We start from the raw sequence: 24,141 nt of genomic DNA on the forward strand, positions 1-24,141 counted from the left end.
ATTACTACTGCCGGATCGCTTAATGTGTCTCAACCAAAGAGTGTGTTTCATATGATACATCATCGCATGATGACTTTGTTGAATATTTAGATACGGGAGGTTTAAATGAAAATTTTAGTGACTGGCGGAAAAGGAGTCGTTGGAACTCATTTAGTAGATAAATTAAAGAGAATGGGGCATGAAGTATGGGTATGTGATCTTAAGCATAGTCATGAGAACAATTATTATCGCTGTGATGTAAGTAAAATCAGGCAATTGCAAACTATTTTTCAACATCATACTTTTGATTATGTTTATCATCTTGCTGCTGAATTTGGCCGCTGGAATGGAGAAGACTATTACGAGGATTTATGGCTGACAAATGCTGTGGGTACGAAAAACTTGTTGCGCTTACAAACTGAATATGGATATAAAATGGTGTTCACCAGTAGCTCGGAAGTCTATGGCGACTATGATGGCGTGATGGTTGAGGATATAATGGACCTTCTGGAAATCAAGCAGATGAATGACTATGCTATTACGAAATGGGTCAATGAAATGCAGATCCTTAATGAAGCAGCCATGCATGGTAATCAAGTGGTTCGAATCAGGATTTTCAATACCTATGGCCCTGGAGAACATTTTACACCATTTCGTAGCGCCATTTGCACCTTTTCATATAAAGCGCTCCATGATCTACCCTATACCGTTTACTTAGGGCATCAACGGAATGCGCTCTACATTGAAGATTGTGCAATAGCCTTAGCTAATATCACCCTGAATTTTAAAGCTGGGGAAGTATACAATATTGCCGGCATAGAAATGCATGATATGAAATCCGTCTCTGATCAGATTCTGAATTATTTAGGTAAGGATGACAGCAAAGTTACCTATAAAAAAGAAGAGCTCTTCACCACAAAAATTAAACAACCGGATATTAGCAAAGCCCAGAGAGATTTATTTTATGAACCTCAGTTTTTTTTAGAAGTAGGTATTCCTAGGACCCTAGAATGGATGAGGAGTGTATACGGGTTAAAGTAATGAAGACTCAAGATATGCGCAATAAGGAAGGATTAAGAATGGGAGGAAATATGCTTCCAAAGGTATCCGTTATCATTCCTGTTTATAATGGCTCGAAGTATATGCGTGAAGCCATTGATAGCGCTTTAGGTCAAACTTATCCAAGCATTGAGGTTATCGTTGTCAACGATGGGTCTAAGGATGGGGGCGCTACGAATCAAATTGCTCTTTCTTACGGTAATCGAATCAGATATTTGGTTAAGGAGAATGGCGGAGTCTCTACTGCGCTTAATTTAGCCATTGAAAAGATGAATGGTGAGTATTTTTCATGGTTAAGTCATGATGATGTGTATTATCCTCAGAAAATTGAAGTTCAACTTAAGTATCTATTAGAACAGCAGTTAAAAGATACTATCATCTATGGTGGCTATGAGCTTATCAATAAGCTTTCCCAAACTGTCTCCCAAGTCAAGCCGGACAGTCTTTACACTAAAGAACAATTAAATATTCCTCTCTTATCAGTTTTCAGGGGTCTAATCAACGGATGTACCCTGCTTATACCCAAAAGTCATTTTGAGAAAGTTGGATTATTTGATGAAAATTTACCATTAACCCAAGACTATGACCTTTGGTTCAAAATGTTTAGGCAGGCTCAGGTTCATTTTCTTCCCGGTAGTTATGTTAGGACACGGATTCATGATGAACAACAAACCCATAGAAAAGAAGAACTGACTCTAAAAGAATGTAATGGGCTTTGGACTTCCTTGATTAACAAGATAACGATTAAGGAAATGTGCGAGATTGACGGTTCTCCCTATACGTTTTATCAAAACACTGCGGAATTTTTACGGAAATTTACTAATTATACCGAAGCCCAAAACTACGCAGAAGCACTTGCCAGAAAAGCAAAAGGGAAGATTAGTGTGATCATTCCTTTTTACAACAGAATTCCTTTGTTGATTGAAACCATCCGCAGTGTACTGGCCCAGACCTATACAAATTTTGAAATAATCCTCATTGATGATGGATCAACAGACGATATCAGCCCAATCAGAATGTTAAAGGACCCTCGGATCCATTATGTGTACCAAAAGCATCAAGGGGTTTCTATCGCAAGAAATCTGGGTATAAGCTTGTCTTCAGGAGAGTACATTGCTTTCTTAGATTCTGATGATCTCTTTCTTATAAACAAGCTTGAAAAGCAACTTCATTATATGGAGGGGCACGGCCTAGCTTTTTCACATACATCTTACCAAAGAATGAGCATGCTTGGCATTCCTAGGGAGGTCGTTCCTACCGGACGATTTACTGGCAAGGTCTTTCCTAGAATCCTAGCTAGCTGTGGCATTGCAACTCCAACTGTCATGATAAAACGAGAAATACTGATCAATCGAACATTTGATGAGTCCATTGATTTCGGTGAAGATGTGTGTCTGTGGATCGATATTGCCTACACTATTCCGGTTGGCGGTATAGATGAACCCCTGACTCTGGTTAGAGTTGGACGTCAAACCTCAGCCTTTAATATCGAGAAGCAACGAATCGCATATAGGAAGATCTATGAGCATATTATGAAGAATCCCCATTACCGGATTTATGAACGAGAAATTCAAAATTTGCTTAAAGATTACAATAAGATTAATAAGAATGACGAAAACTGGTCTAAATTCATCAGTAAGCATATACACATTAAAGCAAATTAGACTGTACAAACGAATGAAAAAACTCCCAATTTTTCTTTTAGAAAGTCGGGAGTTTTTTCATTCGTTTAGCGGACATAATGGTATAATAGAGTGATAAAATTATGCCTTAAGCAAGTCCACGAAGAGCGGTTATCGAATGAATTAGACTACTATATAAAGGACGAAGGATAATGAATCGATATTCGAATTCAAGAAAGAGTAATTCTTCTTTACTTATCATAGGAGTAGGTATATTAATCGTCATTGCAGCTCTTGTCTATTGGGGTTGGCCCTACCTTAGCCTTTTGAGTGACCCTGATAGAATCAGAGATCTTATTATTCGCTCCGGGACGTGGGGGCCACTGGTCTTTATCAGCATGCAGGTCGTGCAAATTTTAGTTGCGCCCATACCTGGTCAGGTCATTGGCTTGATTGGGGGATTTTTATTTGGCCCCTTCTTGGGTTTGCTCTACTCGATTATCGGAGCTACGATTGGATTTACTCTGGTATTTATGCTCACCCGAAAGCTGGGGCGACCCTTTGTAGAACGAGTCGTGGACAAGAAAAATGTGGACCGTTTTGACCATCTTACTAAGGAAAAAGGCGCTTGGGTTTTCTTTTTTATTTTCCTTTTACCGGCTTTCCCCGATGATCTGATCGCTTTTATTGCTGGATTAACTGCTATTCCTATCCGCACCTTAATCTTGATTTCTGTAGCAGGTCGATTGCCTGGGTATGCAGTATTAGTGTTTATGGGAAACGGCTTGACCTATGAGAACCTTAATCCTGTTGTCGTGTCCCTAGTTCTGCTGCTTTTCTTCTTAGCCTTAGCTTGGTTCAAGAAAAGGTGGCTACATGAGTTCGTCGAACATAAGAATCGCACCCAATTTATCACGGATCAATGGAATTTGTATTGGCATAAGATCATACTCTGGGTAATCATAATCGTTGTCCTACTGGTGATAGCTTACCAAGCCGCGACGGTGATACCGATCCAAAGGTAGTGGACATGTCGTTTACCATAATATTACATTGTTTAATCAACAGTATCGAGATAAAATTAATTTATGATTGCGATAATAACAGTATTTTGAATAAGCTAGGGAAGAGAGATGATGCGTATTGAGTGATGATCAAGCTGCAGCCATAGGGCTACAACAAAGAGAAGTGAAGAGTCATCAGAAGATGAGGATCAGAAGCCTAATCAGAAGGGGCGTTTTTATTACCATGGGTGCGACGAGCATGGCCATGGGATTAGAAGGTATCCTCATTCCCAATCAGATAATTGATGGTGGGATTACAGGGGTATCGATGATGTTGTCCCATTTAACCTCAATAAATTTAGGAGTATATATATTCTTCCTCAATCTACCCTTCTTCTTTTTAGGATATAAGCAAATAGGAAAGACCTTTGCTCTGAGTATGCTTTATGGAATCATCATTTTATCTGTTGCAACTTCATATCTTCATCATATTACTCCCTTTGTCCAAGATGTCCTGCTTGCAGTAGTCTTTGGTGGGTTATTGCTGGGATTTGGGGTGGGATTAGTTATTCGTTCAGGTGGAGTACTCGATGGAACAGAGACTTTAGCCATACTTATCGAAAAAAAAGCCCCCTTTTCTGTGGGGGAAATTATCATGATTATCAATGTTATTATTTTTGCTGTTGCTGCTTTTGTCTATGGGTTAGATAATGCTTTATACTCTATGTTAACGTATTATATAGCCTTTAAAACGATCGATATTGTGGTTAAGGGCTTTGATGATATGAAATCGGTCTATATTATAAGTGATCAAAATACGGAGATTGCTGAGGCAATTTCATCACGCCTGGGACGTGGTGTAACCTTTTTACAAGGCGAGGGGTCTTTCACAGGAGATGTAAAGCGCGTCGTATTTTGTGTGTTTACTCGTTTGGAAGAAGCAAAGATGAAGGATATTATTCGGGAAATCGATACTTCAGCTTTTGTGATCATTGGCGATGTGGGTGAGGTCAAAGGCGGACGCTTTAAGAAGAAGGATATTCATTGAAGCAAAGAACATATACCATTGAGATGAAAAGACTTAGCATACAGGGATGGAATCCTGTGTGCTAAGTCTTTTGTTTTAAAAATTACTGAGAATTTTGGGAAGATTTGCATGACTTTGATTCAATTGACATGACTTGAGGCTAGATGGTATCTTAGAATAGTTTGCTGAAAAAAGTAAAATTATATAGTAATAAGAAGAAACTCTAGAGAAGGGGTCGAAGAGATGAAGCTATCATACAAGGACATTTTGATCACTGGATTTGCACTCTTAGCAATGTTTTTCGGAGCGGGGAATTTGATTTTTCCTCCTATGTTAGGCTTACAAAGCGGAGACCAGCTTTCTTGGGCTTTATTAGGCTTTATCATTACCGGAGTAGGACTTCCCTTTTTAGGGGTTACGGCGGTGGCCAAAGCAGGTGGGGACCTGGAACTGCTTGCTAATCGGGTTCACCCCGCTTTTAGTAAAATCATTACCACTATATCCGTCCTATGTATTGGACCCCTGTTGGCCATTCCCAGAACAGCTGCCACAACCTATGAAGTCGCTGTTGCCCCGGTGACCCAAGGGCTTAATTCGCAATTGGCCTTATTTTTATCATCCGTTATCTTTTTTTCCTTAACTTTATTCTTTGTTTTGAGACCAACTCAAATTTTGGACAGTGTGGGTAAAATCCTGACTCCTCTGATGCTCATTTTCCTAGCTCTCGTTATTTATGTCGGTGTTACGCATCCACTCGGCACTGCAGGTGTGAATAGCTATGCGAACCCATTTTCCCAAGGTTTCTTAGAAGGCTATAATACCATGGACGCCATTGCTTCCGTTATTTTTGGGATGATTATTGTCAAAGGCATCAGAGAGAAGGGGATAACCGATAATAATCAAATTGCTAAGATAGCAATTATTTCGGGAATGATTGCGGCGATAGGTCTTGGTGTAATCTACATCGGCTTGGCTTATATCGGTTCCACGACAGGAACCTTATTTACCGGAGAAAATCATGGTCAGATGCTCCTCTTTATCAGTGAATCTTTATTGGGCATTGCCGGAAGAACAATTATAGGTGTTGTTATGGCCCTTGCCTGCCTTACGACATCCATCGGTTTGGTTGCCAGCTGCGGTGAATACTTTAGTCGCTTAACCCATTATCGAGTAGGCTATAACACGATTGCTCTCATCACAACCATGGTTAGCTTTGTTTTAGCGAATATGGGGTTAACTAACATCTTAAAGTTTTCGGTGCCTTTGTTGGAATTTGTGTATCCCATTATCATTGTCTTGATCATGCTTCCACTGTTTCATAATTTCTTTAAGGGTAAAAGAGCGGTCTATGTTTATACGGTGGGAATAATTATTCTCTTCGTTATCCTCGACACCATCTATGATATTGGCTTAAGCTTAGGTGTAAATCTAAGCATCATAGCGAAGATGTTGAGTGCATTGCCTTTTTATCAGTTGGGACTGGGTTGGGTCATACCTGCTTTGTTTACGTTAATCATAACCATAGTCTTGACTTCTAGAAAATCAGTTGAAGTATAATAGGGCTTAAATAAATTCCGGTTATAAAGCAGAACTCTTCTAAAGGGTTCTGCTTTATACATTTATCTTTGTAAAATTACGTTTCGATTCTATAGAATTCAAAAAAATGACAAGATTCTGTAGTATAATGAACATTGTATGAGAATGAGATCCATAGATTTAAGTTTAGGAGAAAGTTAATGGATATCGACTTGCAAGTATTGTTGATTCTTGAGATGTTCTTGGTTAACCTGTATGTGATGACCATCTCATCAAAGGGTCAAACTACCCCGTTGAAGACGCTCCTGATATTAACGGTCTATACAATAGGACTGATCGGGATGACGTATCTCTTCGTTACAAAGGTTTTCCCCGCTGGAAATCATAATGGGGTCTTTCTTCTATTCGGTTTTTTGTATTTATTACCCTCAAAGATATTGTATGACCAGCCTCTAAAGTATTCCTTAGCTATCACCTGCACATCTTGGCTTCATACACTCTTCTTATTATCTTTAGCTATAAGAGTAGCTCCATTGCTTAATGAAGCATGGTCGGACGGGGTGATGCTGCTGACCCTAACCCTGTTGTATATCCTCACTTTACCTTTCTTTATCTCCTCATTAAAAAGGACTACTTATGCTTTGGGCAAAATTGACGATGAGATGTTGACTAATTTTATTGTCTTAGGAAGCCTCTGGTTTCTGTCCTATATCCTGCTTAATACTCAATTTGACAGATATGATAGTGATTGGTTTGAATTTGTGATTACTTTAGTGTTGGCCCTTTGCACTATTCTTTCCTATAAGGTATTTTATTCATTAATTGTAATTAGCAATACAGCGAAAGAGCTTACGAAAAGGACCAAGACCGACATTCTAACGGGTTTGAAAAATCGCGATGCATTTTTTCGGGATGCCCAGAAACGATTGGAAAGCAGAAAACCATTTTCTATTGTTTTCATTGATTTAGACCAATTTAAACAGGTCAATGATCGTTATGGTCACGCCGAAGGAGATCGCTATCTAGTCCAATTTGCCGATGTTTTACGGCAGTTTTATAACGACCAAGGTACCCTTTATCGACTTTCGGGAGACGAATTTGTCTTCTTATATCTAGGTCGTTCGATTGTGGAGTTCTGTAGCCAATTGGAGACTAGAATAATCCCAGCCTACAAGAACAAAATTCGTTTTAAAGGATTGAGTTTAGGATATGCTTCTTTTCCTAAAGATGGAGAGGATTTAAATAGTCTGCTGAAAACTGCGGACCATAATATGTACCTGCAAAAAAAAGTCAAACATTTTGATCGAAGCTTGTGATTTTTAGACAATAGTATGTCAAGTAGGTGCTAAATAAATACTAGATAATAGAGGGGGTATTTAAATTGAATTTTAAGAAGGCTTTTTACGAAAGCTCAGCAGGACTTTTAGTTACCGATGCAAACTTCAAAGTAATCTGGGCAAATCGATTTGAAGAGGAGTTCTATAAGAAGACCGTTATTGGTTTAGATGTTTTAGACTGCCATAGACCAGAGAACCGCGAAAAAATCCGCGATTTTCTCACTAAGTTTCAAGCAGGGGAGATGAAGGAGTTTACCAAAACTGCAGTGGGCATGTTAATCACCTATAGCAGTTATACTGTGAATGGAGAATTTGCCGGATTGGTGAGAACGAGGATTAGGTTAGTGAAGTAATTCCACGGATAAAAGAACCGCGAAAGATGGGCAAATGCGATGCTCCTCTCTTATGATGGATAGTTTATTACTAAAACTGTCAATTAAAAGGAGGAGCATTTTAGATTTTAGCTATTAAGTTTCTGGTAATGTGTACATCGCCGAGGGTAAATGTACCCCATTGATAGAGTCGAAGGAGATAAAGTCCAACCAGGAATTATTTCTTAAGCATACTATTTACTACTGTTTCTAAAGTGCTTTTCTTCAAAGGACCTTTATACCCGGTGAAGACATAGCCCTCCGCATCAATAAACAAGGTTGTGGGAATGGTCGTAACGCCATAAATTGTAGCGGCTTGCAGGTTTTTGTCGATATAAATGGGAAAGTCATAGCCTTGTTCCTGAACGAAGTTTATCCCTGACTCCTCAGTTTCCCGTTGACCATCCACCAAATCAACCATGAGGAAGACCACATCCTGCTTATGATCTTGATAAACATCGTTGAAATGGGGCATTTCTTCACGGCAGGGTGGGCACCATGAAGCCCAGAAATTTAGAACGACCGGCTTACCTTGAAAATCAGAAAGCTTGTATGGGGTACCATCGGTTCCATAGACGGTGAAATCAGCTGCTAATAGCTTGCTTTTATTCGCTGAGGAGTCTTTTTCCGCGTCTTGGGAAATAGAAACTTCCTGATTTATTGGGGCCCCTTGGCTGGGATCGACCTTTTCAGATAAAGAAGAGTAGGCGGCATAAGCCCCTCCGAGGAATAAGATAAAGGCCACTATACCTAGATACATTTTTACTTTACTGTTCATAATATCCTCCTCACTTGCTCGTGTTAGTGTCTGCTAAGATCATGGAACACCCTAATTAGGAAAGTAGGCCTAGAAAATACCCCATCAGCCCCGTCGCCATTAAAATACCAACGATGACTAAAAGCCCTCCTGAGAAAAGATTGATGAGGCGATAGTTTCGCTTAATGAAGTCAAGGGTTGATTTTAAACGGTCAATGAGTACAGCGCTTGCGATAAAAGGTATTCCCAAACCCAAGGAGAAACATAAAAGCATTATAACACCTTTGAGGGTTCCACCCTCGGAGGCAGCAAACATCAAGGCAGATCCTAAAAAGGCCCCTACACATGGCGTCCAACCAATGGAAAAGATAATACCAAAGAGTAGGGATGAGAAAAAGCCTAGCTTAACTACGTTGGCCTCGAGCTGTCGATACCGATTGAGAAAGGGAATCCGCAGGACTCCTAGGAAGTTGAGTCCGAATAAGATGACTATTAGCCCCGAGGCGATATTCACTCCTGTGCTATATTGTCGTAAAACATTGCCCACTGTTCCAGCAAAAGCTCCTAGGGTGATAAAAACCAGTGTAAAGCCAAGGACAAAAGCGAGTGCATTGGTCAGGGCTTTCTGTTTCTTATCTTCGGATCCCTGCCCGGCAAAATAGGAAATATAGATGGGCAACATGGGCAATAGGCAGGGGGAGATAAAGGTGATAATCCCTTCGAGAAATAAAAGCAAATACTCCATATAATCACCCTTTCGTCAATTAGAGATTAGGAAAACTAAACTTAAATTCTGTACCTTCGCCAAGCTTACTTGCTACTGTTAATTTAATGTTATGCTGTTGAGCGATATGTTTGGCGATGGCCAGGCCGAGGCCTGTACCGGTCTTATTTTGCTCGTCTTTTGATTTGTAGAAACGGTCGAAGATATAGGGTAAATCTGTAGAAGAGATGCCTACTCCCTTATCTTTAATAGATAATACTTGGTTAGTAAAAGTAACAAGGACTTCGCTTTGCGGTGGAGAGAATTTGACGGCATTATCCAAGATGATTAAGAACATCTGACGAAGACGTACATAATCTCCTTGGAGGGTGCATAAGAAGGGGTCTTGTTCGTTCTCAGTCTTTATTACTATGTCCTTGCTACGGGCGATATTCTGGGCGCTGCGAACCACATCTTTAAGCAAATCGCAAAGGTTCAGCTCTGACATCTCAATTTTAAAGTCAGGATTTTGCAGACGAGTTAAATCTAACAGATCATTGACTAAGCGCTGAAGTGAGATGCTTTCATTAAGCATTTGCTGGTGATAGGATTTGACCTGATCCGGATCAGTAATGACTTCATCACAAAGGGCTTCCAAAGAGCCGCGGATGACGGTGACGGGGGTTCTTAGTTCATGCGAGATATTAGTGATAAAGTCACGACGCAGTTGTTCTAAGTGTTCGCTTTCGTGACTAGCTAACTCCAAACGCTCACTGAGACTATCGATGGCTGACGCCAATTCGCCGATTTCATCCTTTTGTTGAACGCCGGTTTTGACCTGATAGTCCCCGTTAGCCAGTTGAAGAGTAGATTTTTTCATACGGTTCAAGGGTTTGGTGAAGGTGTAGGCTAAGAGTGTGGAAAGGAGAAGGGAGAGGAGGAGTGCTACCCCGATGCTCAGGGTCAAAATCCTAGCCCCCTGCCGAAGAGCTTCCTTGGTACCCTCAATGGGAGAATGAAGAAGCAAAGCACCGACGACTTTATCACCGGCTTTGATAGGGGCACCGACAGTCAAGGTAGGGGTAGTGAGAAGGGAGCTAAAGCCTTCGCTGAAGGTGGTTCTTCCCAGAAAGACTTCTTTCACAACCTGATCGGCATCCGCCGGTAAATCAGCATAGTTAATCTGTCGGTTGGTCATATGACCGATGGTCATCAGCTGGAGGTATTCATCCACAATCCAGACATCGGCCATGGCAATCTCATCTAGGAATTGGAGGTAAGAGCTATATCCGCCCATACCGTACATCATGCCGCCCATGCCATAACCGTTCATCATACCCCCACCCATGTTGCCCATGCCCCTTCTTCCGGGATCGTTGCTAGGGCTTTCGGTGGAGGTATTAGAGTCGCTTAACAAGGTTGAAAGGGTTCCGGCCATAGAGGTTGCGCGTTTTTCCATTTCAACTTGGTGAAGTTGAACAGTCTGGTCCTTGAACAACGACATAAACACACTGCCGATGATCAGGGAGAACAGGAGCAGGCTCATGGAGAAATACAGAGTGAGTTTAAGGGCGATTTTATTCTTCATTGTTTTTTTCCTCGAATTTATAGCCCACACCCCAAATGGTTTTAATCTCCCAATCTTCATGAGTGAAGGAATCCAGTTTGGAACGTAAACGTTTAATATGGGAATCTACAGTTCGGATGTCACCAAAGTAGTCGTAACCCCAAACGCTATTGAGGAGATTATCTCGAGAGAATACCTTGTTGCGGCTTGAAGCCAGAGTCCAAAGAATTTCGATTTCTTTTTTAGTTAAGGATACAGGGTGTTGGTCGATGGTCACTAGATAGTCGTCCAGATTGATCATTAGATTTGCAAAGGATAAGACTTGCTTTCTCTGCTCGTCGGTTTGACTGATCCTGCGCAAAATGGCTCTAACTCTTGCCATGACCTCGCCCGGGGAGAAGGGCTTGACAATATAATCATCGGCCCCAATATCCAGACCCATGATTCTTTCAAAATCTTCGCCCCGGGCGGTAATCATGATGATCGGGACATTAGAGCTTTTGCGAATTTCCCGGCAAACCTCAAAACCATCGATTTTGGGCATCATCACATCTAATAAGACCAAGTCGGGCTGAAGCTTATGAAAAAGATCCAGAGCCTCAAGGCCATCCCAAGCTAGATGAGGCTGGTAGCCCTCTTTTTTTGCGTATTCTTCTAATATTGATGTAATTTGTTTATTATCATCCGCAATCAATAGTGTTAACATAATGATCTCTCCTAAGTTTGCTATATCATCATATTCTACCATAAAATTGTGAGAAAAATTGTGACAAAAGTACGTCATTTGGTTAATGAAATAAAGTTTTAAATATAATAATTTTTCTTGAAAAAGTCATAGTTATGCCATAATTTTAGGTTACTCTATAATCAAAGATTCAGGAAGAGCTCTTGAATCTCCCTGAGGGGAAGCCCTAGGGGGAAAATAATTAGGAGGTATGAATATGACAAAGTTTAAAAAGGCTTTACTGATAGGAGCCATCGTGCTTGGAGTGGGGGCAACCTCATCCACAGTCTTAGCAGCTTCTATCTACAACAATCCGGCGGAGGCCTTAGCTGGTATCACCGGAAAAACAGTAGAAGGGGTACTTGTGGAGCAATATGAAACAGGCAAGAGCTTTGGGGCCATTGCCGATGAAGCGGGTAAGCTTGATGAGTACCAAAAAGAGCTGCTAGAGATAAAGAAGGATGTAGTGACTCAAAGAGTTGAAGCCGGAGATTTGACCCAGGAAGAAGCGGATCGGATTATTACATCCGTTGAAGAGAACCAAGGATATTGCAACGGCGATGGTTTTGGTAGAGGCCGTGGGGGAATGATGGGCAATGGTTATGGTGGTATGATGGGTCGTGGCCAAGGTGGCGGCTGTGGCGCCTGGGGAGGATTTGGCTACAATCAAGCCAGATAAGCTATAGGGTAGTGTTATTAGAATGAGTAAACTATCTTAAACACAAAATAAAGCAGGTAAAAAAACCAGACTGTTAAGGAAAATTTCCTTTCAGTCTGGTTTTTGCTTTAAAGTCAGTTTTTGTGATTATCATTAGATATCCTCAATTTGCCAGTCAATCGGTTCCTTTCCTATCGACAATAAAAAGTCATTAGTTTTTGAGAAGGGCTTGCTGCCGAAGAAGCCGGCATAGGCCGATAATGGACTGGGGTGCACTGATTTCACTATGTAATGTTGAGGATTGCTGATAAGAGCTTGCTTGCCTTGGGCATTTTTACCCCAAAGAATAAACACAACAGGGTCCTCGCGCAGATTCAAGAGGGAGATTACTTTGTCGGTAAACTGATGCCAGCCGATCTGACTGTGGGAATTAGCTTGACTGGCACGCGCCGTCAGAGAAGTGTTAAGAAGGAGGACACCTTGGTCAGCCCATTTTTTGAGATAACCGTTGTTAGGGATTCTGCAGCCAAGATCACTGTGTAACTCTTTATAAATATTTTGCAGGGATGGTGGAGCGGGAACACCGGGTTTGACGGAAAAACTCAAGCCATGGGCCTGGTTAGGGCCATGATAAGGATCTTGCCCTAAGATAACGACCTTCACCTCATGATAAGGTGTGAAGTGTAAAGCGTTAAAAATATCATACATATTCGGATAAACAGTTTTTGTTCGGTATTCGTCAACTAAAAATCGTCTTAAGGATAGATAATAGTCGAGGTTAAACTCATCTTCAAGCAATTCGTGCCAATCGTTCTTCAATATTTGCATTTTCATCACCATTAATCATTATAACATAGGAAGATTCGCTTTTATTTTCGAATTTTCTAGAATATATTATAAAATTAATTGTGTCTAACTAGGAAATATAGTATAAATAATAGAGGGAGGCATGTGGATGAGAATTAGCAGAAGAAACTTAATGACAAAAATAACAATCATCCTCGCCTTGGTTTGTTTTACCATGGGGACCGGTTCCAGCATTTATGCTCAGGATGATCCACGGGTCTTATTCATTAGCTCTTATTCCCAGAGCTATAATTCTGTTCCCGATCAGATAGAAGGGATTCATGAGGCACTTGATCCCTATCACATCCAGTTAGACATTGAATATATGGATACCAAACGGTTCGACACCCCAGAACATATCGATAACTTTTATTCCTCGTTGCAATATAAACTGAAGGCTCTGGATCCCTATGATGCCATCATCGTGGGTGATGATCAAGCTCTTGAATTTGCCACGACATATCAAAAAGATCTTTTTGCTGGACTTCCCATCATTTTTTTAGGGATTAACGATGTAAATCGTGCCGAAAAGGCAGCTCAGAATAAGTATATAACAGGAGTCATCGAGATTACTCCTTATAAAGAAAATATTGAACTGGCTTTGAAGTTTAATTCGAATGTCAAACGGGTAATCGGAATTTTGGACAACAGCATTACAGGAGCCGGTCATAAGGACCAATTCTATGGTGCAGTGGGCTATTACCCAAGTCTTCGCTTTGAGGATATTAATACATCTGAATATACCTTCGAAGAATTGGCGGAAATCCTCCGAGGAATACAAGACGACTCAATCATCTTGTATTTAGATATGCATCATGATAAAGCAGGAGAATTTAAGACCATCGAAGAAGCTGCGGCTTTTATTGGTGAGAATACCCATGTCCCGGTGTATCGGCCTTCCATCGGTGGAGTCGGCGAGGGCATAGTGGGAGGAATCCAGATCTCCTACCAAGAGTCGGGGAAGATCGCTGGAGATATGGTTTTGCAGGTTTTAGAAGGAACTCCTATTGAAACAATTTCGATGATTGATAAAAGCCCCTATTATCCGATTTTTGATTATAAAGTACTGCAGAAATTTAATATAGATAAAGGCATGGTTCCTCCGGATTCGGTACTCATAAATAAAGAAGTTAGCTACTTTGAGGAACATCTTTACTTTATCTTAGGCGTCTTTGCTGTACTAATTGTTATGCTGATTATTAGCACTTTGCTGGGGCTGGATAATCTAAGGCATCGAACCATGCAAAGGAAGTTGAAGGAAAGCAATGAGGAACTTTCTGCTACCTATGAAGAATTAGCGGCAACGGAAGAAGAACTGCGCTTTCAATATAAGGTCACTGAAGAAAATGCCCAAAGAAGTGAGCTGTTAAAACAAAAATACGAGCATGCTATCAATAGTACGAATAGCGTTGTTTGGGAAGTGAGTCTACAAACTCGGAAAGTATACTTTTCTGAAAATATCAATAGTCTATTGTCTTTACCTCTGCATTCGATAGGAAATATCGATCAAGTTTTGAGAAGCTTTTTTGATGAAGAGATTATTCGAGAATTAGAAGAGGAAACTCAAGCTTATCTCAGCAAAAAGAAGAGCGAAATCAACATTCAGATTCCGCTTGATGCAGGGGATAATCAAACCAAATGGTTAAAGATTCAAGGGAAAGCCAAAAGTGGAGATCAAGAAGAGGTCCTACTTTACGGTATTTTAACTGATGTGACCCAGACGAAGCTACAGGAAGAATATATCGATCAACTTGCTCACAATGATTATCTAACCGGTTTGCCAAATCGCATGTCCTTTATGAATAAATTGATGGAAGAAACCCAAAAGGGGAATCCTTTAATCATCATCTTCATGGATATTGATAATTTCAAGGAAATCAATGATACACTTGGTCATGTTTGGGGCGATAAGGTATTGCGCGCAGTAGCACAAATCCTGTCAGGTAATGCTTGCCAAGGTATGTTTGTCTCGCGGTTTGGCGGCGATGAGTTTTTAGTGCTTGCGACCAATGGAAGTGGTATCATTGAGGGATGTATAAAGCAAATTCGCGAAGTTTTTGCCGAACCCATCCTCATCGATAATACTGAATTTAGTATTAAATTTAGTATGGGAATTACCCGTTTCCCAGAAGATAGTACGGATATTCATCAGTTGATTATGAATGCTGATACGGCTTTATATCACGTGAAGAGAAACGGGAAAAACAATTATATGTTCTATAATCAAGAGATGCAGAAAGAGCTTCGCAATAAGGCTGAGATCGAAGGAATTCTTCGTAAATCCCTCCAAGATGATAGCATCTATCTCCTCTATCAACCTCAGGTTAATGTAAAGACGGGTGAAGTGGAGGGCTTTGAGGCTTTGGCTCGTTTGAAGGATCACGCGATTCCTCCCAATGTCTTTATTCAGATTGCTGAGGAATCGGACTTGATCTGTCAGATTGGTAGAGCTGTGACCATAAAAGCCATCCAGCAGTTAGCAAGCTGGCGAGATAAGGGCTATCCGAGAAAACCGATCTCGATTAACTTTTCCAGTAAACAGATGCGCGATAAAGATTATCTTGTGTTCCTGGTTCAGACCCTGAAAGAGTACAATCTGGATGGTCGGTATCTCGAGATCGAGATTACTGAAAGTATTTTACTGGAGGAAACAGCCCTCACTTTAGAGTTCTTGGAGCAAGTGAAAAGCTTGGGGATAAGCATAGCTTTGGATGACTTTGGCACAGGATTCTCTTCAATCAATTACCTCACCTATATTCCGGTGGATAAGGTGAAACTGGATAAGAGCTTGTGTGACAAGTTCTTAAACTCGGATAATACGAGAGTTATCGATAGTATTATCGCTTTGGCTCATGGTCTTAATTTGGTGATTACTGCCGAGGGTATTGAAGAACCATGGCAGTACGCACAGTTGAAGGCTAGCGGTTGTGATACAATCCAAGGCTATCTCTTCAGCAAGCCTCTAGAGGCGGATTCGGCAGAGGAAATCTATGACAAAAACTTTTTGCAAGTTGACTAAGACGCCATGCTAGCATATACAAATCTTTTTCGGCAATACTAGCGAAAAGGAGTGTGACCATCATGAACGGCAATGCTGAGCTTTTGAATTTTGTCTATCAGAACTCCCAGATGGGTGTGGCAACCCTTAATCAGTTGATTGAAATCATCGAAGACAATAAGTTCAAGAATCATCTAAAATCTCAATACCAAGAATATCAAGAATTCCATAAGGCAGCTGAAGACATGTTGAAAGAGAACGGCTTTGATGAAAAGGGAATCAGCGCTTTAGAGAAAATACGTACCTATCTAATGATTAGCTTTGACACCCTAACGGATAAAAGCCCTTCTCATATCGCGGAGATGCTGATTGTCGGCAGCAATATGGGTATAATCAATGCAGTGAAGAATATCAAAAAGTATCAGGACGCAGAAGCCCATATCCTCAAGCTTATGGAACGTCTCTTGCGTTTTGAAGAAAATAGTGTGCAGGAATTGAAAGTCTATCTCTAATATGAGGTTTTAAACATGAAAGATGTTACTGCGGCCATTATCATCATAGATGGCCAAGTTTTAATTGCCCGTAGAGCTCCCGGCGAAAAACATGCCGGGGGTTGGGAATTCCCCGGGGGCAAAGTGGAAGTGGGGGAATCTCCTGAAGAATGCTTAAGGCGTGAGCTCTTCGAGGAGTTTGGGGTAGAGGTTGAAGTTAAAGAATTTGTAATGGAAAGTGTCTACACTTACCCTCAAGGGTCAATTCGCTTGTTAGCTTACCAGGTAAATATCCTTAGAGGGGAGCCTCAGCTTAGGGTTCATGATTGCTATGAATGGGTGAATACAGATGAGCTTCTGGACTATAACTTGCTTCCGGCTGATGTGCCCATTGCTCTTAAGTTAACCAAGTTTTAAACCAAGTAGGGCGGTTGACAGATAAGTTTTAGTATTGTAGACTTAACATAATTTCATACACACCTCACTTTTTGGGTGGGGTAGAGGCGCGGTATTTATTAGTCCTTTTTGGAACAGGAGCAGTGATGATACTAAGGAGAAGGAAATATCGCCGAAGCTAATAATACGCTCAGTATTGTCTGCTGGGTCTGCAGTGAATAACTGTAGAACTGTCTCAATGAACGTCCCAGTTTATTGAGTTGTGCTATCTCGGCGGGGGAAAAGAGGGGTATTTAGGCAACATGATTTTTGCGACCTGAGCTCCGTCTCAGGTCTCATTTATTTTTGTAAACAATTTAAATAAGAAGGATGTAAGAAGGAGAGGGTTCATCAATGAAGAGAAAATTATCATTATTGGGTGCAGTGGTCTTATCGGCTATGCTACTTGTCACAGGTTGTGGCTCGAGCGGCGGTCAAAAGGCAGGGGACACTAAGGCCCCTGCAGGTTCGGAAAAGGGAGTCTTCAGAGTAGGTCTTGAAGCAGGTTATGCTCCTTTTAACTGGACGCAAATGGATGCGGCCAAGGGTGGGGTGAAAATTGATGGTGGTGCCGAATATGCCGGTGGCTACGATGTGGAAATCGCCAAAAGAATTGCCGAAGGCTTAGACAAAGAGCTAGTCATCGTTAAAACCGAATGGGATGGGCTTGTGCCATCATTAACCTCGAACAAGATTGACGCTATTATTGCGGGGATGTCTCCTACTGCAGATCGCAAAGAGACCATTGACTTCTCCGATATCTATTATCAATCAGATCTCATTATGGTCGTTAAGAGCGGTAGCGCCTATGAAAACGCTAAGTCAATTCAAGATTTTAAAGGTGCTAGAATCACTGCCCAGCTCAATACCTTCCATTACAGCGTTATTGACCAAATCAATGGGGTCGTTAAAGAGACAGCTATGGATAACTTCCCAGCCATGCGGGTAGCTTTAGAATCAGGCATGATTGATGGATATGTTTCAGAGCGTCCCGAAGGGGTTAGTGCTCAAGCAGCCAATAGTGCTTATAAAATGGTAGAATTCACAGAAGGGTTCCAAACCTCGGCTGAAGATACAGCTATTGCTGTAGGAGTTGCTAAAGGAAGCGAGCTCACAGCCAAAATCAATGAAATCTTGAAGGGTATCTCTGAGGAAGATCGGGTCAAGATCATGGATGAGGCTATTAAGAATCAGCCTGCAGCCAACTAAGTATAGTTTCGGAACATTTGTGCTACTGCGAATAATTATTGTATAAAACCGGCTACATTTCATGCAGTCGGTTTTATACTTTGCAAATCGCGATTAAGATCTGGATACCCCATTTTTTGAGGTTCATAGTAATTAAGACCAGCTAATTAAAGTCAAGGTGTAATGTAAAAAAGATTAGTTTCAAGGTCCAAGAAAAAATGGGTACAGGAAACCAAGCCATTGAAAAATCCGAACAATGACCAAATCGATGTATGAGGGAACGAAACGCTCGGCGCTTGCCAGGCAAACTCTCTTTAATATGGGGTAATACTTTGGGGCTTAAGAGACTTTGCCGTCTTCAAGCTTCTGGTGTTGTTCCGTGTCAATGGGATGATGGCGAGCATATCCTCGGCCTAAGGGCCTCCGGTATTCCTCGCATCACCCTTGACACGGGCAAACTTACAACCATGTAACAAAGAGATGTTTAAGCCGCAGGTGCTTGACTGAGCTTTGTATTTCTCCAGGATTGATGATCCTTAGGTTGCCTGATCTCAAAGGGTTTCTGGTCACGAAGAACAGCAAAGATGTAGTGGAGAAGTTTATGCATTACGGCTACGAGAGCTACCTTTTTCTTCTTGTTAACGCATTTTGCCGCGTAGAATTCTCGCAGAACCGGATTAATCTCATCACCTTTGCGCGTTGTACGAATGGAAGCCATAGCGATGGTAAACAGAATTCTTCTCCCTATCCGTGTGCCACGCTTAGAGATTTTGTTTCTGTCACCTTGGAATTTTCCAGACTGATTGACAGATGGATCAATCCCAAAGAAGGCTGTAAAGGCCTTAGCAGACTTGAAAAGACTGAAGTCTCCCATCTCCGCAATGAGCGTAGCAGCCGTTAGAAAGCCAATACCGGGTATGCCATCAAGAAGCTCAATATTCCGCTTGGCATCAGCAGGAAAGAGCTCAGAGTCTATCATCGCATGAATTTGCTTTACAATCCCGTCTAAACTGGCCTGCATGCTTTTGATCCCATCGATATGGACTTTGATCTTAGCATCCAGCAAAGAGAACTCATGAGGCATGGATGAGGCAAGCTGCGCGCAGTCCTTGAGTAAGTTCACCTTCTTTTCGGCCCAAGCCGTACCCTTACGACTGATTTTCGAAATAAGCGAAGTTAGCGATTCTGTATCAGCCGCCTGAATGGCTCGCGGTGAAGGGAACTTTTTCAGAACGGTTAAAGCTGTTTTGCCAAAGATATTAGAGAACACATCAAGGAATCCTGGGAAAAGAAGATAGAGATCGGTGCATAGCCTATTCTTCATCTCAGTGAGGGTATCCGACAAAGCATAATATTCTCGGGTCATCATGCGTAGAGCCAGAATTTGAGGCTCAGGAACCAGAGAAAACTTAACATCTTGGTATTTAGCAAGCCTAGCAATCGCTTCAGCATCTTTTTGATCATTTTTCACTTTTCTTAAGTCAAAGTTTTTGATAGAATGAACACTCAAGGGGTTGAGCACAAAACCTTGGAGGTCATTCGACCTCAAGAAGAAGAAGAGTGGTAAATGAAAGATACCCGTAGATTCTACGAAGTAGATGGGCTTTCGTTCTAACCGCTCTTCTTCTTTTTTTAGGATATCGAGCAGTTTATGAAAGCCAGCAGGATTATGATCAATCCGAAAAGGTTTGCGGATTAGTTCCCCGGAGGGAGCGAGCATTGCAACGATTGAGAATTCAGAAGAAACATCGATTCCAACAACAAAATCATGAAGAAACTGGGACAAATTAACACAACCTTTCAACAGATGAATCAGAGCATCCACTAAAAAAGAATGTCAACAACCTTGCATTTGAAACGGGTAACACGAGAACGTGACCCAACCAGCTAAACATCGAACCATTCTTGTGGAGTGACACGCTTTTTCACGGATAAGCCTCAAAAGAGGGATCCAGGAGGAACGCACATCTATCTCTCTGACCAAAAATGATTATACCAGAGGTTTAGCGATATTGGTTACGTAGAGTGTCAGCTCATTCATCTGAACAATAAGGATTATGGTTTCAAAGAACGTTCGGGTAGGTTTTATAACCTTAACCCAATATCTATCTTACAAGGAGGAGAATAATGAGCGTAGAGTGGATTATCCGAATATTATCCGAGAATTGGCCGATGTTCCTTCGTGGAGCGGGTATTACTCTCTTGATCTCCATTACAGGAACATTAATTGGTTCGGCCATCGGCCTGATTATCGGTGTTATTCGAACGATACCTAATCCGGAACGAGGACTTAATAGGATACTTCTTAAAATAGTCAACGGAATTTTAGGGTTTTATATTGAATTTTTCCGAGGCACTCCAATGATCGTGCAAGCGATGGTTATCTATTATGGGTCTGCTTTGGCGTTTGATATTCATATGAATAAGTTATTTGCGGCAATCTTCATCGTTTCGATTAATACCGGGGCCTATATGTCAGAGATTGTACGGGGCGGAATTATATCTATAGATAAAGGACAATTTGAGGCAGCACATGCCATCGGTATGAATCACTTTCAGACGATGATCAACGTGGTCTTACCTCAGGTGATTCGCAATATTCTTCCGGCTACCGGGAATGAATTTGTAATCAACATTAAAGATACCTCAGTTCTTAACGTAATCGCCGTAACGGAGCTCTATTTCCAAACGAAGTCCATTGCCGGCAACAACTTTAGATACTTTGAATCCTTCTTCGTCGCCTGCATTATCTACTTTATCATGACCTTCACTGTAACCCGCATTCTTCGTTACATTGAAAGGAAAATGGATGGACCGGAAAGCTACATTATGAATCAAATGCAGGTGGAAACACCGGAAGATATGCTCCGGCGTACTCAAAATTAATCAGTAAGAAGGAGGTGAAACCATGGAAAAGATCATTGAGATTCAACATCTAAGCAAATCCTTTGGTGCCAACGAAGTTTTGAAGGACATCGATTTTTCAGTAGACAAGGGAGAAGTGGTTTGCATTATTGGCTCCTCCGGCTCGGGTAAATCAACCCTGCTGCGTTGCATTAACCTTCTCGAGAAACCCAGCGGTGGCCAAATTATCTACAAAGGGGAAAACATTCTGGATGATCAGCATGATGTATATAAGTATCGTCAGAAATTAGGGATGGTCTTCCAGCAATTTAATCTGTTTAATAACCACAATGTGTTGAGTAATTGCATGGTTGGTCAAATCAAATTATTGAAGCGCTCTAAAGCCGAGGCCGAGGAAGTGGCCATGAAATATCTCAGAGTTGTGGGCATGGATCAGTATATCAATGCTAAGCCCAGACAATTGTCCGGAGGCCAAAAGCAAAGGGTCGCCATTGCTCGTGCCCTCTCCATGGAACCGGACGTCATGTTGTTCGATGAACCTACTTCTGCCTTGGACCCCGAGATGGTTGGAGAGGTATTGAAGGTTATGAAGGAACTGGCTGATTCGGGATTGACCATGTTGGTAGTTACCCATGAAATGGGCTTTGCTAAAGAAGTCTCTGACCGAGTCGTCTTCATGGATAAAGGGGTCATTGCTGAAGAAGGATCTCCTGAGCAAATCTTTAATCGACCGAATCAAGAGCGGACGCGAGAGTTTCTGAAGCGCACCTTAAATCCTCAAGGTTAAAGCGCTTTATTCGCAAAAGATCCTTCACTTAATTCAAAATGGCCACGATTTAGGAAGTGCATGACTTAAAAAGAAAAATGACCTTTGGATGGTTGATATTACCTTCCTAGGTCATTTTTAATATCCTCTAAAGCTGCTTTAAATTGGGTGTCGTACAACTCTTTATAGATACCTTCTTGTACGACTAAATCCCCATGGGTTCCTTGTTGGACGATTTCCCCGTCTTGGAGCACAATAATCTCATCCACGGCCATAATGGTAGAGAGGCGATGGGCGATAATGACACTGGTTCTCCCTTTGAGGATAGGCTCGATGGCTTCCTGAATATAGGACTCGCTGATGGAATCCAAGGAGGAAGTCGCTTCATCCATAATGAGTATCTTTGGATTCTTGAGGAGAACTCTGGCAATCGAGAGCCGCTGTTTTTCACCACCGGATAACTTTAAGCCACGGTTGCCGACCAAAGTGTCGAAGCCCTCGGGAAGGGTTTGGATAAAATCATAGATATTGGCTTCTTGGCATACCCTGATTAAATCCTCTTCTTTAGCCAATTCGTCGGCATAGAGAAGATTCTCGCGAATGGTCCCATTAAAGAGATAGGTGTCCTGGGAAACCATGCCGATATTTTGACGAAGGAAGGTCAAATCTAGATCTCGTATATCCAGTCCATCGAGGAGCACCCTACCTGCTCTTACATCATATAAACGAGGAATTAAATTGACTAAGGTGGATTTCCCCGTCCCGGAAGGCCCTACGATGGCCACAGATTTGCCCTTTTCTATGGTTAGATTCACATCTTTTAAGATAGGTTTGCCGTCATAATGAAAGGAGACATGATCAAAGATAATTTTTCCTGCACAGCTCTTCGGGATAATAGCATTGGGGCTGTTTTGAATCTCGACAGGGATATCAAAATACTCAAAAATACGTGAAAATAGGGCCAGGGAGCGGATAACATCGACCTGAATTGTCTGGAGTACACCCACCGGACGATATAGCCGACCCAAGAGGGCTACAACGACAGTGACATCCCCAACCGTTAGGCCAGATCCCATCTTAATCATTAGAAAGCCTCCGGTCAGATAGATAATCATGGGCCCCATATTGATGAAGGTATCAAAGATGACCCGAAACGACTTGCCGACGAGAAACTCGCGAATACTGAGACGGGTGATGGCCTGGTTGATCTTTTCGAATTTTTTAAACTCTTTGTTTTCCCGTGTAAACAACTTGACTAACAGTTGTCCGCTGACACTTAAGGTCTCGTTAAATAGCTGGTTGGAAGTATCGCTGTGCTCTTGCTTGGCCATGGTAATGGACCAACGGCGATTACCCACTTGATGGGTGGGGTAGATGAAGAGTGGAACAATAATGACACTAACTAGGGCGAGGATCCAGTTTTTCTGAAATAGGGCGACTAAGGTCGTGATGAGGATAATCGAGTTGCTGACAATCTGGGTTAAAGTCCCGACAATCACGTTCTGAATGCCGTTGATGTCTGTGGTCATGCGGGTGATAATGTCGCCTTGATTGTTGTTGGTATAGAAACGGTGGGACATTTTTTGCAGATGTTCATACATCTGATTTTTCATATCATAGATGATATGCTGGGCGACCCAGGTAGTAAGGTAGCTTTCAAAGACATTGATCAAATTAGCAGCGATCAAAACGATAAAGGAAAGAAGAATTAATTGGGTAAGTAGATTGAAGTCTTTCCCTATCAATCCGTCATCTATAATTCGCCCAGATAATAAGGGCGGCAAGAGGCCGAGGATAGATGATACGATAATGGCGAAGAATACTAAGGCAAGTCTTGGCCAGTAGGGAAGAAGGTAGCTAAAGACCCGCTTAAGAAAGGCTTTAGTTACTTTAGGGCGGTCGCGTTTTTCTTCATCAGTAAGGGGAGTATGTAAGCTTCGCCCCAGTGATTTGCCAGTCCGCATAGTATCCTCCTCTCTAGGTTATATTTAAGGGGTATAGATCATCGTTCTATTGTCATTATAGTGGATTCCTCACTGGATGTCACATTGTAGAAGAGGGATAACAAAAGCAGTGCGGTATGTAAGGTTAACCAGAAAAATGTTGAAAAGCTATGGGTAAATGATATAATAATTGTCAATATGGCGTTTCCATGGGGGAGTAGTTAGCATAGCTGTGCTGTGTGGCAAGTCAACATCATGACTTTCG

At 41.6% G+C, this 24,141-nt stretch carries 22 protein-coding genes and 1 riboswitch; of the genes, 15 read left to right on the plus strand and 7 right to left on the minus strand.

Features of this window, described 5'->3' with window-relative positions; translation table 11 throughout:
• Positions 1 to 105: 105 nt before the first annotated feature.
• From DESDI_RS07460 to DESDI_RS07490, 7 genes are all read left to right on the plus strand, one after another.
• Positions 106 to 1,020, plus strand: a complete 915-nt coding sequence (locus DESDI_RS07460; RefSeq protein ID WP_015262028.1) for an NAD-dependent epimerase/dehydratase family protein — start codon at positions 106 to 108, stop codon at positions 1,018 to 1,020.
• Complete coding sequence (locus DESDI_RS07465) at positions 1,020 to 2,702, plus strand: glycosyltransferase family 2 protein (RefSeq protein WP_051015674.1); 1,683 nt, start codon at positions 1,020 to 1,022, stop codon at positions 2,700 to 2,702. Before DESDI_RS07460 ends, DESDI_RS07465 begins: the two co-directional genes overlap by 1 nt.
• Before the next feature lie 170 nt (positions 2,703 to 2,872).
• Positions 2,873 to 3,685, plus strand: coding sequence for a TVP38/TMEM64 family protein (locus tag DESDI_RS07470; RefSeq protein ID WP_015262030.1), 813 nt, complete (start codon positions 2,873 to 2,875; stop codon positions 3,683 to 3,685).
• Positions 3,686 to 3,866: 181 nt separating this feature from the next.
• Positions 3,867 to 4,712: a YitT family protein gene (locus DESDI_RS07475; protein WP_051015714.1), complete on the plus strand. Its 846-nt coding sequence runs from the start codon at positions 3,867 to 3,869 to the stop codon at positions 4,710 to 4,712.
• Between the two features lie 222 nt (positions 4,713 to 4,934).
• Positions 4,935 to 6,248, plus strand: a complete 1,314-nt coding sequence (gene brnQ / locus DESDI_RS07480) for a branched-chain amino acid transport system II carrier protein (RefSeq protein WP_015262032.1) — start codon at positions 4,935 to 4,937, stop codon at positions 6,246 to 6,248.
• 179 nt (positions 6,249 to 6,427) lie between these two features.
• The gene (locus tag DESDI_RS17300) at positions 6,428 to 7,543 is read left to right on the plus strand and encodes a GGDEF domain-containing protein (protein WP_015262033.1); all 1,116 of its coding nucleotides are present in this window, start codon (positions 6,428 to 6,430) and stop codon (positions 7,541 to 7,543) included.
• Positions 7,544 to 7,608: 65 nt separating this feature from the next.
• Entirely contained in the window at positions 7,609 to 7,917 is a 309-nt protein-coding gene (locus tag DESDI_RS07490) for a hypothetical protein (protein ID WP_015262034.1), read from the plus strand.
• A gap of 196 nt (positions 7,918 to 8,113) precedes the next feature.
• On the opposite strand, the gene DESDI_RS07495 is transcribed toward DESDI_RS07490, so the two are convergent.
• Genes DESDI_RS07495 through DESDI_RS07510 form a run of 4 tightly spaced genes read right to left on the minus strand, consistent with a single transcriptional unit; the run spans position 8,114 to position 11,668 of the window.
• On the minus strand, positions 8,114 to 8,713 hold the full coding sequence (locus tag DESDI_RS07495) for a TlpA family protein disulfide reductase (protein ID WP_015262035.1): 600 nt from the start codon (positions 8,711 to 8,713) through the stop codon (positions 8,114 to 8,116).
• A 55-nt stretch (positions 8,714 to 8,768) separates the two neighbouring features.
• Positions 8,769 to 9,437, minus strand: coding sequence for a cytochrome c biogenesis CcdA family protein (locus DESDI_RS07500; protein WP_015262036.1), 669 nt, complete (start codon positions 9,435 to 9,437; stop codon positions 8,769 to 8,771).
• Between the two features lie 19 nt (positions 9,438 to 9,456).
• On the minus strand, positions 9,457 to 10,983 hold the full coding sequence (locus DESDI_RS07505) for a sensor histidine kinase (RefSeq protein ID WP_015262037.1): 1,527 nt from the start codon (positions 10,981 to 10,983) through the stop codon (positions 9,457 to 9,459).
• Positions 10,973 to 11,668: a response regulator transcription factor gene (locus DESDI_RS07510; RefSeq protein WP_015262038.1), complete on the minus strand. Its 696-nt coding sequence runs from the start codon at positions 11,666 to 11,668 to the stop codon at positions 10,973 to 10,975. Before DESDI_RS07510 ends, DESDI_RS07505 begins: the two co-directional genes overlap by 11 nt.
• Positions 11,669 to 11,903: 235 nt before the next feature.
• Here DESDI_RS07510 and DESDI_RS18265 point away from each other — a divergent pair, with 235 nt between their 5' ends.
• Positions 11,904 to 12,365, plus strand: coding sequence for a DUF2680 domain-containing protein (locus DESDI_RS18265; RefSeq protein WP_015262039.1), 462 nt, complete (start codon positions 11,904 to 11,906; stop codon positions 12,363 to 12,365).
• 132 nt (positions 12,366 to 12,497) lie between these two features.
• Here DESDI_RS18265 and DESDI_RS07520 read toward each other — a convergent pair whose 3' ends face one another.
• Complete coding sequence (locus DESDI_RS07520; RefSeq protein WP_041219361.1) at positions 12,498 to 13,172, minus strand: uracil-DNA glycosylase; 675 nt, start codon at positions 13,170 to 13,172, stop codon at positions 12,498 to 12,500.
• 127 nt (positions 13,173 to 13,299) lie between these two features.
• Between DESDI_RS07520 and DESDI_RS07525 the strand changes: the two genes are divergently transcribed.
• The 5 genes from DESDI_RS07525 to DESDI_RS17875 all read left to right on the plus strand — a co-directional run bounded on the left by DESDI_RS07525 (position 13,300) and on the right by DESDI_RS17875 (position 18,775).
• Positions 13,300 to 16,209, plus strand: coding sequence for an ABC transporter substrate binding protein (locus DESDI_RS07525; RefSeq protein WP_015262041.1), 2,910 nt, complete (start codon positions 13,300 to 13,302; stop codon positions 16,207 to 16,209).
• Positions 16,210 to 16,271: 62 nt separating this feature from the next.
• On the plus strand, positions 16,272 to 16,700 hold the full coding sequence (locus tag DESDI_RS07530; RefSeq protein ID WP_015262042.1) for a hypothetical protein: 429 nt from the start codon (positions 16,272 to 16,274) through the stop codon (positions 16,698 to 16,700).
• Between the two features lie 15 nt (positions 16,701 to 16,715).
• Positions 16,716 to 17,096, plus strand: a complete 381-nt coding sequence (locus tag DESDI_RS07535; protein ID WP_015262043.1) for a (deoxy)nucleoside triphosphate pyrophosphohydrolase — start codon at positions 16,716 to 16,718, stop codon at positions 17,094 to 17,096.
• 73 nt (positions 17,097 to 17,169) lie between these two features.
• Positions 17,170 to 17,351, plus strand: a riboswitch (Lysine riboswitch).
• Positions 17,352 to 17,468: 117 nt separating this feature from the next.
• Positions 17,469 to 18,323, plus strand: coding sequence for a transporter substrate-binding domain-containing protein (locus tag DESDI_RS07540; RefSeq protein ID WP_015262044.1), 855 nt, complete (start codon positions 17,469 to 17,471; stop codon positions 18,321 to 18,323).
• 251 nt (positions 18,324 to 18,574) lie between these two features.
• Positions 18,575 to 18,775 (plus strand): hypothetical protein, encoded by a 201-nt coding sequence (locus tag DESDI_RS17875; protein WP_156801096.1) that lies wholly within the window; start codon positions 18,575 to 18,577, stop codon positions 18,773 to 18,775.
• Positions 18,776 to 18,786: 11 nt separating this feature from the next.
• On the opposite strand, the gene DESDI_RS07545 is transcribed toward DESDI_RS17875, so the two are convergent.
• Entirely contained in the window at positions 18,787 to 20,088 is a 1,302-nt protein-coding gene (locus DESDI_RS07545; protein ID WP_015261055.1) for an IS110 family RNA-guided transposase, read from the minus strand.
• Between the two features lie 341 nt (positions 20,089 to 20,429).
• On the opposite strand from DESDI_RS07545, the gene DESDI_RS07550 reads away from it, so the two are divergent.
• Together DESDI_RS07550 and DESDI_RS07555 are read left to right on the plus strand one after the other, a co-directional pair.
• The gene (locus DESDI_RS07550; protein ID WP_015262045.1) at positions 20,430 to 21,188 is read left to right on the plus strand and encodes an amino acid ABC transporter permease; all 759 of its coding nucleotides are present in this window, start codon (positions 20,430 to 20,432) and stop codon (positions 21,186 to 21,188) included.
• Positions 21,189 to 21,210: 22 nt separating this feature from the next.
• On the plus strand, positions 21,211 to 21,954 hold the full coding sequence (locus DESDI_RS07555) for an amino acid ABC transporter ATP-binding protein (RefSeq protein ID WP_015262046.1): 744 nt from the start codon (positions 21,211 to 21,213) through the stop codon (positions 21,952 to 21,954).
• 98 nt (positions 21,955 to 22,052) lie between these two features.
• Here the strand turns inward: DESDI_RS07555 and DESDI_RS07560 are convergent, their stop codons facing one another.
• Complete coding sequence (locus DESDI_RS07560) at positions 22,053 to 23,897, minus strand: ABC transporter ATP-binding protein (protein ID WP_015262047.1); 1,845 nt, start codon at positions 23,895 to 23,897, stop codon at positions 22,053 to 22,055.
• Positions 23,898 to 24,141: the final 244 nt, after the last annotated feature.

Source organism: Desulfitobacterium dichloroeliminans LMG P-21439, from assembly GCF_000243135.2.
Lineage (GTDB): Bacteria > Bacillota > Desulfitobacteriia > Desulfitobacteriales > Desulfitobacteriaceae > Desulfitobacterium > Desulfitobacterium dichloroeliminans.

Excerpts from the sequence above, each read along its gene's own strand:
- DESDI_RS07465 (WP_051015674.1), top strand. The coding sequence starts at position 1,020 with ATGAAGACTCAAGATATGCGCAATAAGGAAGGATTAAGAATGGGAGGA.
- DESDI_RS07500 (WP_015262036.1), bottom strand. The coding sequence starts at position 9,437 with ATGGAGTATTTGCTTTTATTTCTCGAAGGGATTATCACCTTTATCTCC.
- DESDI_RS07510 (WP_015262038.1), bottom strand. The coding sequence starts at position 11,668 with ATGTTAACACTATTGATTGCGGATGATAATAAACAAATTACATCAATA.
- DESDI_RS07460 (WP_015262028.1), top strand. The coding sequence starts at position 106 with ATGAAAATTTTAGTGACTGGCGGAAAAGGAGTCGTTGGAACTCATTTA.
- DESDI_RS07550 (WP_015262045.1), top strand. The coding sequence starts at position 20,430 with ATGAGCGTAGAGTGGATTATCCGAATATTATCCGAGAATTGGCCGATG.
- DESDI_RS07560 (WP_015262047.1), bottom strand. The coding sequence starts at position 23,897 with ATGCGGACTGGCAAATCACTGGGGCGAAGCTTACATACTCCCCTTACT.
- DESDI_RS18265 (WP_015262039.1), top strand. The coding sequence starts at position 11,904 with ATGACAAAGTTTAAAAAGGCTTTACTGATAGGAGCCATCGTGCTTGGA.
- DESDI_RS17875 (WP_156801096.1), top strand. The coding sequence starts at position 18,575 with ATGAGGGAACGAAACGCTCGGCGCTTGCCAGGCAAACTCTCTTTAATA.
- DESDI_RS07475 (WP_051015714.1), top strand. The coding sequence starts at position 3,867 with ATGAGGATCAGAAGCCTAATCAGAAGGGGCGTTTTTATTACCATGGGT.
- DESDI_RS07470 (WP_015262030.1), top strand. The coding sequence starts at position 2,873 with ATGAATCGATATTCGAATTCAAGAAAGAGTAATTCTTCTTTACTTATC.
- DESDI_RS07540 (WP_015262044.1), top strand. The coding sequence starts at position 17,469 with ATGAAGAGAAAATTATCATTATTGGGTGCAGTGGTCTTATCGGCTATG.
- brnQ (WP_015262032.1), top strand. The coding sequence starts at position 4,935 with ATGAAGCTATCATACAAGGACATTTTGATCACTGGATTTGCACTCTTA.
- DESDI_RS07535 (WP_015262043.1), top strand. The coding sequence starts at position 16,716 with ATGAAAGATGTTACTGCGGCCATTATCATCATAGATGGCCAAGTTTTA.
- DESDI_RS07555 (WP_015262046.1), top strand. The coding sequence starts at position 21,211 with ATGGAAAAGATCATTGAGATTCAACATCTAAGCAAATCCTTTGGTGCC.
- DESDI_RS17300 (WP_015262033.1), top strand. The coding sequence starts at position 6,428 with ATGGATATCGACTTGCAAGTATTGTTGATTCTTGAGATGTTCTTGGTT.
- DESDI_RS07495 (WP_015262035.1), bottom strand. The coding sequence starts at position 8,713 with ATGAACAGTAAAGTAAAAATGTATCTAGGTATAGTGGCCTTTATCTTA.
- DESDI_RS07530 (WP_015262042.1), top strand. The coding sequence starts at position 16,272 with ATGAACGGCAATGCTGAGCTTTTGAATTTTGTCTATCAGAACTCCCAG.
- DESDI_RS07525 (WP_015262041.1), top strand. The coding sequence starts at position 13,300 with ATGAGAATTAGCAGAAGAAACTTAATGACAAAAATAACAATCATCCTC.
- DESDI_RS07505 (WP_015262037.1), bottom strand. The coding sequence starts at position 10,983 with ATGAAGAATAAAATCGCCCTTAAACTCACTCTGTATTTCTCCATGAGC.
- DESDI_RS07520 (WP_041219361.1), bottom strand. The coding sequence starts at position 13,172 with ATGCAAATATTGAAGAACGATTGGCACGAATTGCTTGAAGATGAGTTT.